Origin of the sequence: Rheinheimera nanhaiensis E407-8 (genome assembly GCF_000296695.1) — a bacterium.
GTDB classification, from domain to species: Bacteria; Pseudomonadota; Gammaproteobacteria; order Enterobacterales; family Alteromonadaceae; genus Alishewanella; species Alishewanella nanhaiensis.
In genome coordinates this window covers 1-12,988 of the sequence record NZ_BAFK01000015.1, presented here as the reverse complement: position 1 = coordinate 12,988, position 12,988 = coordinate 1, and the positions used below count along the sequence as shown (strand labels likewise).

Below are 12,988 nucleotides of genomic sequence, written 5' to 3'. Positions count from 1 at the left end.
GCCAGGCTAGATAAAAATAGCGCTGACCTGGAACAGCTTTTCTACTTCAACGATATGCTTTTTATCGACCATAAACAGTATGACATGGTCATCGGTTTCTATCACGGTGCTGTCGTGGGCAATTAATACTTCTTCGCCGCGCACTATGGCGCCGATAGTGGTACCCGGCGGCAGTTTAATGCTGCCAATGGCTTTGCCCACCACTTTACTGGTGCTGCTATCGCCATGGGCGATCGCTTCAATGGCTTCGGCAGCACCGCGGCGCAGCGAGTAGACGTTAACAATATCACCGCGGCGGATATGCGTAAGCAGGGCCGAAATAGTTGCTTGCTGTGGTGAGACAGCAATATCCACTTCGCCACCCTGTAACAGGTCAACATAGGCGCCACGTTTAATCAGCACCATGGTTTTCTGTGCGCCCATCCGCTTGGCCAGCATGGCCGACATAATGTTTGCTTCATCGTCGTTAGTGACGGCGATAAACACATCGACCTGCTCGATGTTTTCCTCTTCTAACAGCTCCGGATCGGACGCATCACCGACATACACTACGGTGTTATCCAGCGCGCTGGACAAAAACTCGGCCCGCTCTTTACCCCGTTCAATCAGTTTAACGCTGTGGGTTTTTTCCAGCGCCCGCGCCAGGCCAAAACCGACATTACCACCGCCGGCAATCATGATGCGCCGGTAGCTGCGTTCCAGCTTTTGCAGCTCGCTCATCACGGCGCGGATATGCTTGGTCGCGGCGACAAAAAACACTTCGTCATCGGCTTCAATAATAGTAGTACCAAGCGGCTTAATGGCATGGCCGCGGCGGTAAATAGCAGCTACCCGGGTTTCAATATTGGGCATGTGCTCTTTCAATGCGGACAGTGCGTGGCCCACCAGCAAACCACCGTAATAGGCTTTCACTGCCACTAAGCTCACTTTGCCGCCGGCAAACTCCACCACCTGCAAGGCACCGGGGTAGTCAATTAAACGGCGAATATAGTTGGTGACCAGCGCTTCAGGGGCGATAAAATGATCTACCGGCATATCATCTTTATGAAACAGCTGATCGCGGTATTTCAGGTATTGATTGGTACGGATACGGGCAATTTTCAGCGGGGTATTAAAAATACTGTAGGCCACCTGACAGGCGACGATATTCACCTCGTCGCTATTGGTGACGGCGATGACCATGTCAGCATCTTCGGCACCGGCTTTTTTTAAGATATCCGGGTGCGAGCCGTGGCCATGCACCACCTGTAAATCGAAGCGGTCTTGTAATGCCCGCAGCTTGTCAACGTTACTGTCGACTATGGTGATGTCGTTTTGCTCGCCAACCAGATTCTCTGCCAGCGTGGCGCCAACCTGGCCAGCGCCTAAGATGATGATTTTCATGTTGTCTCACCCTGTGTTGGCAGTTTAATCAGCCGGGCGTAATAAAAACCGTCCAGATCCTGCTCGCCGGGTAGCAGCTGCCAGCCGACAGTGCCGGCGTTTTGCTGCGGCAGCGGGTCTAAGCGGGCATCGGCGTTGTGCTGCAGAAAATGCGTTATTTGCGCGCTGTTTTCATCCGGCAAGACGCTGCAGGTGGCATACAGCAGTACACCACCCGGTGCCAGCAAACGCCAGCATTGTTGCAGGATCTGTTGTTGCAGCTGACACAGCGGTGCTATGTCGGTATTTTTTCTCAGCCAACGAATGTCCGGATGACGGCGAATCACGCCTGTTGCCGAGCAGGGCACGTCCAGCAGAATGCGGTCATACAGTTGGCCTTGCCACCAGCTGTCAGGCTGAGCGGCATCTGCCGCTATCACCTTGGCTTGTAAACCAAGCCGGGCTAAATTTTCCTCCACCCGGGTTAACCGTTTCGCATCTTTATCCAGTGCAGTCAGGTTGGCCCTGGGGGCCAGCTCAAGAATATGACAGCTTTTACCACCGGGCGCGCAACAGGCATCTAAAATATGCTGGCTATCGTTGACCTGCAGCAACGTAGCGGCGTACTGGGCGGCAGCGTCCTGCACCGAAAACCAGCCTTCAGCGTAGCCTGGCAGCGTCGTCACCTCCTGGGCCTGCGCCAGTTTTATCGCTTGCGGTAACTCGGCAACCGGCCGGCTGTATTCAATGCCGGCGCGGGTTAGTGCAGCGGCGTAGTCGGTGGGGTTAATACGCTGGGTATTTACCCTTAGCCAAAGCGGGGCTTTTTGTTGGTTGGCGGCAAGTACTTGTTGCCACTGCTGCGGGTAGGCGTGCCGTAAACGGTTAATCAGCCAGCCGGGGTGGTTATATTTCACCGCGTCGGCAGCGGTATCAAACTGAAATAACGCCGGCTGGCGCTGCACGCTGCGTAGTATGGCGTTAATCAGCTTAGTCAGTGACTGGCCTTTAAGCTCGCGGGCGGCGTCTACGGTTTCACTGATGGCAGCATGGTCGGGAATACGCATAAACTTTAGCTGGTAAATACCGACATACAGCAAAAACTGCAGCGGCCGCAGTTGTTTAACCAGCGGTTTTGTCATCAGCTGACTGCAGACGGCCTCTAACTGCGGCAACTGGCGCATCACACCAAAACAGATTTCCTGCAGCAGGGCCTTATCCAAAGGGTTAGCCAGTTGCGCCTGAGCCTTGGGCAATACCTCAGACAGCGACATGCCCTGATCGACCACATCAAAACAGCTGCGCGCAGCCAGTACCCGCACATTGCTGCTCATGGCGTGCCGCTCAGTTGCTGGCCGGGGCTTAACCAGTCAGCGCGGCCATTTAAAAAGTCGGCCACCGCCATCGGTTTTTTACCGGGCGGCTGTAATTGGGTAATGACGAAAATACCGTCAGTACAGGCAATGGCAATGCCGTTTTTATCGGCCGACAATACCGTGCCGGCTGCTTTGCCGCTTTGGCTGCTAAGGCTATGTGCCTGCCAGACTTTGATATTGCCTTGGGGCAGGCTCAGGTAGCTGACCGGCCAGGGGTTAAAGGCCCGCACTTCACGCGCCAGAGCAGCGGCGTCTTTGCTGAAATTCAGCAGGGCCTCGTCTTTGTGCAGTTTTTCGGCATAAGTCGCCAGTTGGTTATCCTGTGCTATAGCGGCTTGTTGTAACTGAGGTAATTGTGACAGCGCATCTAACAGGGCTTTGGGGCCAAGTTGCGCTAATTTATCGTACAACGATGTGCTGGTGTCATCGTCACTGATGCTGCAGCTGACGGTGCTTAGCATAGCGCCGGTATCTAAGCCGGCATCCATTTGCATAATGGTAATGCCGGTTGTGCTATCGCCGGCCCAGATCGCCCGTTGTATTGGCGCCGCGCCACGCCAGCGTGGCAGCAAGGAGCCATGCACGTTAATGCAGCCTAATTTGGGGGTGTCCAGCACCACTTGTGGCAATATCAGCCCATAGGCCACTACTATCATCAGATCGGCATTTAAGCTGGCCAGCTCAGCCTGGGCAGCGGGCTTTTTTAGCGACTTAGGCTGATACACCGGTAGCTGGTGCTGCAGCGCCAGTTGCTTAACGGCGCTGGGCTGCAGCTGCTGGCCGCGACCGGCAGGGCGGTCGGGCTGGGTATACACGGCGACCACCTGATGGTTGGCGTCGAGCAGGGCTTGTAAATGCCTGGCGGCAAAATCCGGCGTACCGGCAAAAATAATACGTAGAGGAGAGGTCACAGTGTTTCCTGTTTACAGCGCGTGGCGCTGCGCCATCTTGGCTTCTTTTTCCAGCTTTTTCCGGATCCGCTCACGTTTCAGCGGCGACAAATAATCGATAAACAGCTTACCAACTAAATGATCCAACTCATGCTGCAGACAAATCGCCAACAAGCCATCAGCCTTTAATTCAAAGGGGTTGCCGTTTTTATCCAGGGCTTTCACCGTGATCTCGGCGGCACGCTCAACTTTGCCATAGCTTTGCGGTACCGACAGACAGCCTTCTTCATAGCTGGTGTCGCCACTGCGGCTGATAATTTCCGGGTTAATGAACACCATAGGTTCATTACGATCTTCAGACACATCGATCACAACGACGCGTTGATGCACATTCACCTGGGTGGCGGCTAAACCAATGCCATTCTCGGCATACATGGTGTCCAGCATGTCAGCGACCAGTTGCTTAATTTCAGCATTAACACTGTCAACAGGTTTGGCGACAGTGCGCAATCTTTCATCGGGGTAATGTAAAACATGTAAAACGGCCATAGCACCTACAAAAATATGCTTTGTTTCAAAGGTTGTGGTATGTTTTAATTTTAGCCATTAATCCGCTGTATTAACAGCTTAGTGTGCAATAATTACAACAAGATCGAGCTCAAGGATGCAGGCATGCTGAAAAAAATTGCAACTGTCGTCACTCTGTTAGTTATGAGTGGCTTTTTTAACGTAGTAGCGGATGTGTTAAAAATTCGCGACGATGCTCCTGCGAGCTATGTGGTGAAAAAGGGCGATACTTTGTGGGATATCTCGGCCCTGTACCTGAATGAGCCCTGGCTTTGGCCCCAGTTATGGCAGATGAACCCGCAGGTAGATAACCCGCATTTAATTTTTCCGGGTGACACCTTAACACTAACCTTTGATGCGCAGGGTCGGCCGCGTTTGAGCGTGAATGAAAACGTCAAACGCTTGTCGCCAACCGCCCGTAAAACACTAAAAGGCGGTGATGCGGTAAGTACTTTGCCGCTAAGTATGATTCGGCATTATCTGACCTTTGAGCAGGCGTTAAGTGACGAGCAAATTGCTGCGCTGCCGTATATCCTTGGCTCAAACGCCAATGTGAAGAACTCTGTCAATGACCACATTATTTATGCCAAAGGCGTATTAGAGAGTGGCGCATCTTATGGTGTGTACCGCAAAGGTAAGCCTTATATCAACACTGACGATGGCGAAGTGCTGGGTTATGAAACCACTCTTATCGCTACCGCCCGTGCATTTAGGCCAGGGCGCGAAGCCACGGAAGCGTCGCCAACAGAAGCCGCATCATTAAACGTACTAAGTGTAAAACGCGAAATTAAACAGGGCGACCGGTTGATGCCAGCGCTGGAAGGCCAGGCCTTACCCGCATTTTTTATTATGCAAAAGCCTGAGTTTGATGTCAGCGGTAGCATTATAGACACCACCGCTAACCTGCGTGAATTCTCTAAGTGGGATATCGTGGTATTAAACCGCGGTAGCGTAAACGAGCTGAAAGCGGGCCACATGCTGGGTATTTACCGCAACTCACCTACTGTAATCGACGGTAAAAATGGCCCGGTGTATGTCGAAGATGCCAACAAGCTGCAAAAAGCGTTAAAAAGCTTTGGTGATAACAGCATAGTGCTGCCACGGGAAAAAGTGGGCGAGCTAATGGTGTTTAAAGTGGCTGAGCGGTTAAGTTTCGGCATTGTCACTAAAACACAACAACCTATCCGGGTGGGCGATACGATAGCCAACCTGTAACTGCAACATGATGGAGCCAGTTTGCCATGGAAGACCTTCGCAACTGGCTCGCTTTAGCCACTGTGCATGGCCAGGATGGCCTGAAGTTCCAACGTCTGAGCGAGCATATCTGTTTAGCTGAACTGGTAAAATTGCCGGCCAGCACCCTGAAAAACATTGGTTTTACCGAGCGACAGGCGTACCTGCTGACACAGGAGGCGAGCCCTAAAGTAGAAAAAGCCTTGCATTGGCTGGCGCAAAGCGACTTGCATCATATTATTACCTACCAAGACCCACGTTACCCGTCGCTGTTAAAGCAAACCAAGCAACCGCCTTTGCTATTGTTTGTAAAAGGCGACCCAACTATTTTGTCGCAGCAGCAGTTGGCGATGGTGGGCAGCCGCACACCTACGCCAACCGGACGCAAGGTGGCGCAAAGCTTTGCTTCTGAGTTATCGCAGCAGGGCTATCTGATCACCAGCGGCATGGCGCGTGGTATTGACAGTGAAAGCCACAAAGGCGCACTGCAGGCTGGCGGCTTAACCATAGCAGTGCTAGGCCATGGTTTAGAGCAGGTTTATCCGGCAGCAAATAAAGCGCTGGCAGAGCAAATCGCCAGTCAGGGCGCGCTGGTGTCGGAATATTTCCCTGATGTACAACCGCGGGCTGAATGGTTTCCGCAACGTAACCGCATCGTGGTAGGCTTGAGTATCGGCACTATAGTGGTGGAAGCTGGCTTAAAAAGCGGTACGCTTATCAGCGCCAATCTGGCGGCAGAATATAGCCGGGATGTGTTTGCTGTGCCTGGTTCCATCTTTAGTCCGCAGTCGGCAGGCTGCCATCAGCTTATTCAACAAGGTGCTAAACTGGTCACCAGTGTGGCCGATATACTGGAAGAATGGCACTTTTTTACTAAAAGTTGTCTGAAAGATGAGGTAGAGGCAGAAAAAAGTCAGCAATCAGACTTGTTTGGCGGCCAGTTGTTGGCTAACGTAGGAGATGAAGTTACCGCAGTTGATCTTATTGCGCAGCGCGCCGGGATGGCGATTGCTGATGCAACGATAGCGCTGCTGCAGCTGGAGTTAGCTGGTGCAGTAGCGGCAGTTCCTGGTGGCTACATAAAAGTGAGGAGTGCCTGAGTATGTTTGATATCCTCGTTTATCTGTTCGAAAACTATATCCACAACGAAGCTGACATTTACGTTAATCATGCCGACCTTACCAAAGAGTTAAGCCGGGCAGGTTTTCATGACGACGATATCTTTAAAGCGCTCAAATGGCTCGACAACCTGTCTGCGCTGCAGGAAAGTCACGTTAAGCCGTATTTATCCAAAGGCATATCCAATGCTACCCGTATCTACAGCCTGCCAGAGCAAACCAAGCTGGATGTAGACTGCCGCGGCTTTCTGCTGTTTTTAGAGCAGATCAACGTGTTGGATGCGGTGACCCGGGAGATGGTTATTGACCGGGTAATGGACTTGGACAGTAGCAGCATCAGCCTGGAAGATTTGAAGTGGGTGGTGCTGATGGTGTTATTTAATGTGCCCGGGCATGAAAATGCTTATGCCCAGATGGAAGATTTAATTTTCGATGAACCAGAAGGGCCGCTGCATTAAGCGGCCTTTAACCTTATGAGTGACCATTCTGCGTTGTTTTCGCTGCCTCATCAGCAGCAGCTTTGCCCTTTATGTCAGCAGCCGTTAGTGATGAAGTCGTCCAAAAGTGGGCCTTTTCTCGGTTGCAGTGCTTATCCGGCTTGCCACTATACTAAGGCGTTACACCAACACGAAACCACTATTGTCAAAGTATTAGACTCTGAGCTTTGCCCGCAGTGTCATCACCCACTGGCAGTAAAAAATGGCCGTTATGGCATGTTTATCGGCTGTACCCACTATCCCGAGTGTCATTTCGTGGTGCATGAACAGGACGAGCAGCCAGAAGCGGAAAAGCTGGCGTGTCCCAAGTGTAAGCAGGGGCAGCTAACTGAGCGGGTAAACAAGTTTGGCAAACATTTCTGGGGCTGTGATAACTACCCGAAATGTAAGTTTTTACTCAACGACAAGCCGGTTGCTGGCCACTGCGTAGCCTGCCATGTTGCTCTGCTGATCGAGAAAAAAGGTCAGTTATTTTGTGCGGATAAAGGCTGCGGTATAAAACAACCGGCGCCAGAGTAGCGCCGGTCAGCTGTGTTAGTTCAGCCTGGCAGCCATTTGCGTCAGTTCAGGAAAGGCCGCTTCTGGTAACACACTAATTAACTGCTCAAAACGGGTTTTTAGCTCGGCAGTGGTTGCGCCGGATAAATTAATATGGCCCATTTTCCGGCCGGCACGCTTGGTTTTACCATACCAATGCAGGTGTAAACCCGGCAGTGTCAGTATCTGTTCTGGCACCTTATCTTCGCCAAGAATATTCACCATCAGGCTGGGGCGTACCAGTGCCGTACTGCCCAGCGGTAAGCCGCAAACGGCGCGCAGATGCTGCTCAAACTGACATACATCAGCGCCTTGCTGCGTCCAGTGGCCGGAGTTATGTACCCGCGGTGCTATTTCATTTACCAGCAGCGTGCCATTAACGTCAAAAAATTCAATCGCCAGTACACCAACATAGTTAAGCTGATTAGCCACAGCGGTAAACATCTGCTGTGCCTGTTGTTGTAATTGCTCGTTACCGGCAACGGCTAACGAAACGCTCAGCACGCCATTAACATGATGATTTTCTGTTAGCGGATATACCTGCACCTCGCCTTGGCTATTGCGGGCGCCAATTAAGGAGACTTCGCGCGAAAACGGAATAAATTGCTCAGCCACTATGCTCTGACTGGGATCGGCAGACAGAAAAGCGTCCAGCTGTTGCCACAGGGCAGTGGCATCTTCGGCCCGTTTTAACCGCCACTGACCTTTACCGTCATAGCCAGCTAAGGCGCTTTTAAACACTAATGGCAGGCCAAGTGCGGTAATGGCCTGCCGAAAATCTGCTTCGCTATTTACAATCCGGTAAGCGGCTGAGCGTACTTTGGCATCATCCAGTAACGTTTTTTCCAGCCGGCGATCGCCGCCGGCTTTAATTGCGGTTTCGCCGGGTAAAAATTTGCCGCTTTGCTGGCACTGCGCCAATACCGGCAGTGGGATATGCTCAAACTCGGCGGTCACCACATCGGCATCGGCAATGGCGTTGGCCAGGCCTTTACCTAAGTTTTGCTGCGTTAACGGATGCACTATGCTGTCGCTGTTAACATCATAAGCACTAATGCTGATATTCAGTGGCGCGCCTGCCAGCGCCATCATGCGGGCAAGCTGACCCGCGCCCAGCACTAATACCTTCATAACGTCACCTGTGACGGGTCGGGCTGACTTAGCACCATATCGGTTTGCGCCTGACGAAAGGCATCAATTTTGGTCATCAGCTCCGGGCTATGGGTTGCCAGGATCTGCGCGGCTAATAAACCGGCATTGGCAGCGCCGGCATCGCCAATGGCTAAGGTGCCTACCGCCACGCCTTTGGGCATTTGTACAATAGATAGCAGCGAGTCCAGCCCTTTTAACGCTTTAGATTGCACTGGCACGCCTAAAACCGGCAAGCTGGTAAACGCAGCGGCCATACCCGGCAAGTGGGCGGCACCACCGGCACCGGCAATAATTACCTTAAGGCCGCGGCTGGCGGCGGTACTGGCGTAATCGGCCAGTAACTGTGGTGTGCGGTGTGCGGAAACAACTTTGGTTTCATAGGCAATACCGAATTTATCCAGCATATCAGCGGCGTGCTTCATAGTAGGCCAGTCAGACGTCGAGCCCATGATAATGCCAACTTGCATCTATTGTTTCCTTATCTACGAGATGAACTAAGCGCGTGAAGGCGCTATTATAGCCAGTTGCAGCGCTGAAGAAAATTTTAACTGCGTTTTTCCCGTGTTTAACCAAAGTGGCTGGTCATTATGTCTTTGTATCAAGCTGTTATTGACGCGCTAAATGCCGGTGGCGTCATTGCATACCCGACCGAAGCGGTATATGGCTTAGGTTGTGATCCCGATAACGAAGCCGCGGTGCTGGCGCTGCTGGCGATCAAGCAACGGCCGGTGGAAAAGGGCCTTATTCTGGTGGCAGCCAATTATTCGCAGCTGCTGCCCTATGTTGACGATAACGCGATACCGCTGGAAAAGCGCTATCAGATCTTTTCCAGCTGGCCTGGCCACGTCAGCTGGGTGCTGCCGGCCAGCCAAGCGGCGCCTAAGTGGATAACCGGGCAATTTGATAGCATCGCCGTGCGCGTCAGCGCGCACCCGGTGGTGCAGCAACTTTGTTTAACTTATGGCAAACCCCTGGTGTCGACCAGTGCCAATTTATCCGGTCAGCCTGCCATCACCGATAAAGACGAGCTTGAACACAGCTTAGGCGCTATGCTGGCGGCTATCGTGCCCGGCGCTTTAGGTGGCGCTACCCAGCCCAGCCAAATTCGTCATGCCCTGACCGGCGATATTGTAAGGAGTTAAGGTGACAACGAACCAACCGCAGCAACATCTGGCCGCCGTGCAGCAGTTTTTACAGCACTTGCAGGACAGTATTTGCCAAGCACTGCAGAGCGCTGATGGTAAAGCGCAGTTTGTCGAAGATGCCTGGCAGCGCCCTGAAGGTGGCGGTGGCAAAAGCCGTGTACTCAGCGGTGGCGCGGTATTTGAACAAGCCGGCGTGAATTACTCCCATGTGTTTGGTGCCAATATGCCCGCTTCTGCTACGGCACACCGGCCAGAGCTGGCCGGCCGCAGTTTTAATGCCTGCGGTGTGTCGCTGGTGATCCACCCCAATAATCCGTATTTACCTACCACCCATGCCAATGTGCGCTTTTTTATAGCAGAAAAACCCGGCGAGCCGGCGGTGTGGTGGTTTGGCGGTGGTTTTGATTTAACGCCTTACTACCCGTTTGAAGAAGATGTTATCCACTGGCACCAGACTGCTAAAGCGGCGTTAGAGCCTTTTGGCGCTGAGTATTACCCGGCGTATAAAAAGTGGTGTGATGAGTATTTTTACTTAAAACACCGCGGCGAAACCCGTGGTGTGGGCGGGCTATTTTTTGATGATCTCAACCAACCAGGTTTTGAGCAGAGCTTTGCGTTAATGCGTGCTGTCGGTGAGGCCTTTATTCCGGCCTATCTGCCGATAGTCGAAAAACGTAAAGATGCTGTTTATAGTGAAAGGGAGCGTCAGTTCCAGCTGTACCGGCGTGGTCGTTATGTCGAATTTAACCTGGTGTATGACAGAGGCACCTTGTTTGGCCTGCAAAGCGGTGGCCGAACTGAGTCTATCTTAATGTCAATGCCGCCACTGGTGCGCTGGCAATATGGCTATCAGCCAGCGCCTGGCAGTGCTGAGGCATTATTGTACGAGCGCTATCTTAAACCGCAGGATTGGCTGCGGTTAGAAGGCTAACAATTTATCATGTGGCTCGCCAGTTGGCCTATCGACTGGCGAATGCCTTCACGCAGCGTGTTGTTTTCTACCACCTCATCCAGTGCCTGGTTCATACAGAACATCCACTGGTCACGCAGCTGCTGGTTAACCGTGAAAGGTAAATGCCGCGCACGCAGGCGCGGATGACCGTATTTTTGCTCAAATAACGGCGGGCCGCCCAGCCAGCCCGATAAAAACTCGAAGAACTTCTGCCGGATCGTATCTAACGGCAGCGGATGAATAGCATACAGCTCAGCCGCTTCTGGTGCGGTTTCCATGATGTCGTAGAAGCGGTTAGCCAGGTGGCGTACGGACGCTTCGCCGCCCATCAGCTGATAAGGTGTTTGCTGGGGTGTTGGGTGTGCCTTGCTATTTGCGCCGCTTTTATTAACAATCATCTGCACTAACTTCTTTATGGGCATCAGTTGTGGATCGCTATGCTGTGTTCGGTCATCCGATCAACCATTCCAAGTCACCGGTCATTCATCGGCAGTTTGCTGCACAATTAAGTGAGCAACTGCAGTACGACGCCATTTTAGCACCGCTGGATGGCTTTGCCGACAGCTGGCAACAGTTTGTTGCGGCCGGCGGTAAGGGAGGTAACGTGACGGTGCCGTTTAAACAGCAGGCTTATCAGTTGGCGGAGCAGCTATCTGAGCGGGCCAAACAAGCCGGCGCGGTTAACACCTTATATTTTAATAGTGCGGGCCAACTCTGTGGGGATAATACCGATGGTATTGGGCTGGTCGCTGATTTACAACGGCTTGGGGTTAATTTGCAGGGCGCAACGGTATTACTGCTCGGTGCCGGTGGGGCCTGCCGTGGCGCTATTGGCCCCTTACTAGATGCCGGTGTGGCAACGCTGGTACTGGCCAACCGCACTGTGAGTAAAGCAGAAGCGATAGCAATCAATTTTGACCACAGGGTGTCAGCGTGCGGCTATGGCGACATTCCCAGCCAGCCTTACCCGTTAGTGATTAACGCCACCTCATCGGGCTTAAGTGGTGAGCGGCCCGATATCAGCGCCGGGCATTTGCAACACTGCCAACTGGCCTACGATATGTTATATGGCGCCAAGCCGACGCCGTTTTTGCACTGGGCGCAGCAACAGGGTGTAGCACAGCAAGCTGATGGTTTAGGTATGTTAGTCGCGCAGGCAGCTGAAGCTTTCTATCTCTGGCGCGGCAAACGACCAGACGTGACGCCGGTACTGGCGCTATTACAGCAGCAGTTACAAGCAGTATGAACCAACAGCTTATTTTTAATAATGATTTCGTGCTAGACAGCGCCAGACAAGCGGTGCGTTTTAGCTGTCTGGTCAGCGGCTTAAAAGTGTCTTGCTTTATCCCACTGCCAGCAGAGCAGCCGCCTGACAACTTTTTACAGCAGATAAAGGCTGATGCCTTTCACTGGGAAGACGCTGCCGAGCAGGCGATAGCGGACGACGCTTATAATACAGCAGGCGAGATCTGGCTTTAAGCTTCAGCCAGATACTCGTTTTTCAATATTACATAGTTCGCTGCTGATTCAGTTAAAAAGGCTTTTTCGGCATCATTCAGCGGCCGCGCCTGCTTGGCCGGGCTGCCAACATATAAGTAGCCACTTTGCAGCCGCTTACCCGGCGGCACTAAACTGCCGGCGCCGATAATCACCTCGTCTTCTACTATCACGTCATCCATAACGATAGCGCCCATACCCACCAGGATGCGATTACCCAGCGTACAGCCGTGTAACATCACTTTATGGCCAACGGTAACATCTTCACCTATTACCAGGGGGGAGCCGGCTGGCTTGCCGCGGCTTGGCCGGGATAAATGCAGTACCGAACCATCCTGAATATTAGTGCGGGCACCTATGCGGATAGTATTGACATCACCGCGGGCAGCAACCAAGGGCCAAATACTGACATCTTCTGCTATAGCTATATCGCCCACCAACACACTGGATTCATCTACATAAACCCCGTTTGCCAGTTTCGGCATAATACCTTTATAAGCTCGTATCGTCATAATGTCCTCCAATGCAGAGTTATTATGCAGTAAATGTACTAAAAAAGCGCGTTTCGACCAATTTTTCTGCGAACGATCACAAAAACCGACATTTTCTCACTTTAGCGCTTGCAGGCTAATTAAAACACCCTATAATGCGCGCCATGCCAC

16 protein-coding genes are annotated in these 12,988 nt (G+C 52.3%); 8 read left to right on the top strand and 8 right to left on the bottom strand.

Annotation, left to right across the window (positions count from 1 at the left end; translation table 11 throughout):
• Window positions 1-6: 6 nt before the first annotated feature.
• From trkA to def, 4 genes are read right to left on the bottom strand one after another with little or no spacing between them, the layout of a single operon-like run.
• Window positions 7-1,383, bottom strand: a complete 1,377-nt coding sequence (gene trkA, locus RNAN_RS12480; protein ID WP_008222305.1) for a Trk system potassium transporter TrkA — start codon at window positions 1,381-1,383, stop codon at window positions 7-9.
• Complete coding sequence (gene rsmB, locus RNAN_RS12475; RefSeq protein ID WP_008222303.1) at window positions 1,380-2,696, bottom strand: 16S rRNA (cytosine(967)-C(5))-methyltransferase RsmB; 1,317 nt, start codon at window positions 2,694-2,696, stop codon at window positions 1,380-1,382. The genes trkA and rsmB overlap by 4 nt, the downstream gene beginning before the upstream one ends.
• Window positions 2,693-3,649, bottom strand: a complete 957-nt coding sequence (gene fmt / locus RNAN_RS12470; RefSeq protein WP_008222301.1) for a methionyl-tRNA formyltransferase — start codon at window positions 3,647-3,649, stop codon at window positions 2,693-2,695. Before fmt ends, rsmB begins: the two co-directional genes overlap by 4 nt.
• Before the next feature lie 12 nt (window positions 3,650-3,661).
• Window positions 3,662-4,177: a peptide deformylase gene (gene def / locus RNAN_RS12465; protein ID WP_008222299.1), complete on the bottom strand. Its 516-nt coding sequence runs from the start codon at window positions 4,175-4,177 to the stop codon at window positions 3,662-3,664.
• Window positions 4,178-4,300: 123 nt separating this feature from the next.
• Here def and RNAN_RS12460 point away from each other — a divergent pair, with 123 nt between their 5' ends.
• The 4 genes from RNAN_RS12460 to RNAN_RS12445 are packed head-to-tail and all read left to right on the top strand — an operon-like array spanning window position 4,301 to window position 7,562.
• Window positions 4,301-5,410 (top strand): LysM peptidoglycan-binding domain-containing protein, encoded by a 1,110-nt coding sequence (locus RNAN_RS12460; protein WP_008222298.1) that lies wholly within the window; start codon window positions 4,301-4,303, stop codon window positions 5,408-5,410.
• Window positions 5,411-5,436: 26 nt separating this feature from the next.
• The gene (dprA, locus tag RNAN_RS12455; RefSeq protein ID WP_008222297.1) at window positions 5,437-6,528 is read left to right on the top strand and encodes a DNA-processing protein DprA; all 1,092 of its coding nucleotides are present in this window, start codon (window positions 5,437-5,439) and stop codon (window positions 6,526-6,528) included.
• Between the two features lie 2 nt (window positions 6,529-6,530).
• Window positions 6,531-7,004, top strand: a complete 474-nt coding sequence (locus RNAN_RS12450; RefSeq protein ID WP_008222295.1) for a DUF494 family protein — start codon at window positions 6,531-6,533, stop codon at window positions 7,002-7,004.
• Window positions 7,005-7,019: 15 nt separating this feature from the next.
• Window positions 7,020-7,562 (top strand): DNA topoisomerase family protein, encoded by a 543-nt coding sequence (locus RNAN_RS12445; RefSeq protein WP_008222293.1) that lies wholly within the window; start codon window positions 7,020-7,022, stop codon window positions 7,560-7,562.
• A gap of 15 nt (window positions 7,563-7,577) precedes the next feature.
• On the opposite strand, the gene RNAN_RS12440 is transcribed toward RNAN_RS12445, so the two are convergent.
• A complete protein-coding gene (locus RNAN_RS12440) occupies window positions 7,578-8,711 on the bottom strand; it encodes a 5-(carboxyamino)imidazole ribonucleotide synthase (RefSeq protein ID WP_008222291.1) in 1,134 nt (377 codons plus the stop codon).
• Entirely contained in the window at window positions 8,708-9,199 is a 492-nt protein-coding gene (gene purE / locus RNAN_RS12435) for a 5-(carboxyamino)imidazole ribonucleotide mutase (RefSeq protein WP_008222289.1), read from the bottom strand. Before purE ends, RNAN_RS12440 begins: the two co-directional genes overlap by 4 nt.
• A gap of 120 nt (window positions 9,200-9,319) precedes the next feature.
• Between purE and tsaC the strand changes: the two genes are divergently transcribed.
• Both tsaC and hemF read left to right on the top strand, forming a co-directional pair.
• A complete protein-coding gene (tsaC, locus tag RNAN_RS12430) occupies window positions 9,320-9,874 on the top strand; it encodes an L-threonylcarbamoyladenylate synthase type 1 TsaC (RefSeq protein WP_008222287.1) in 555 nt (184 codons plus the stop codon).
• 1 nt (window position 9,875) lies between these two features.
• Window positions 9,876-10,808 carry an oxygen-dependent coproporphyrinogen oxidase gene (gene hemF, locus RNAN_RS12425; protein ID WP_008222285.1) on the top strand — a complete coding sequence of 311 codons (933 nt, stop codon included), beginning with the start codon at window positions 9,876-9,878 and terminating at the stop codon, window positions 10,806-10,808.
• On the opposite strand, the gene RNAN_RS12420 is transcribed toward hemF, so the two are convergent.
• A complete protein-coding gene (locus RNAN_RS12420) occupies window positions 10,805-11,227 on the bottom strand; it encodes a group II truncated hemoglobin (protein WP_040552139.1) in 423 nt (140 codons plus the stop codon). The genes hemF and RNAN_RS12420 overlap by 4 nt on opposite strands.
• Before the next feature lie 29 nt (window positions 11,228-11,256).
• On the opposite strand from RNAN_RS12420, the gene aroE reads away from it, so the two are divergent.
• On the top strand, window positions 11,257-12,075 hold the full coding sequence (gene aroE / locus RNAN_RS12415; protein WP_148275739.1) for a shikimate dehydrogenase: 819 nt from the start codon (window positions 11,257-11,259) through the stop codon (window positions 12,073-12,075).
• Window positions 12,072-12,308, top strand: coding sequence for a DUF1488 family protein (locus RNAN_RS12410; protein WP_008222280.1), 237 nt, complete (start codon window positions 12,072-12,074; stop codon window positions 12,306-12,308). Before aroE ends, RNAN_RS12410 begins: the two co-directional genes overlap by 4 nt.
• Here the strand turns inward: RNAN_RS12410 and RNAN_RS12405 are convergent.
• Window positions 12,305-12,838 (bottom strand): gamma carbonic anhydrase family protein, encoded by a 534-nt coding sequence (locus tag RNAN_RS12405; protein ID WP_008222278.1) that lies wholly within the window; start codon window positions 12,836-12,838, stop codon window positions 12,305-12,307. The genes RNAN_RS12410 and RNAN_RS12405 overlap by 4 nt on opposite strands.
• Between the last annotated feature and the right edge of the window lie 150 nt (window positions 12,839-12,988).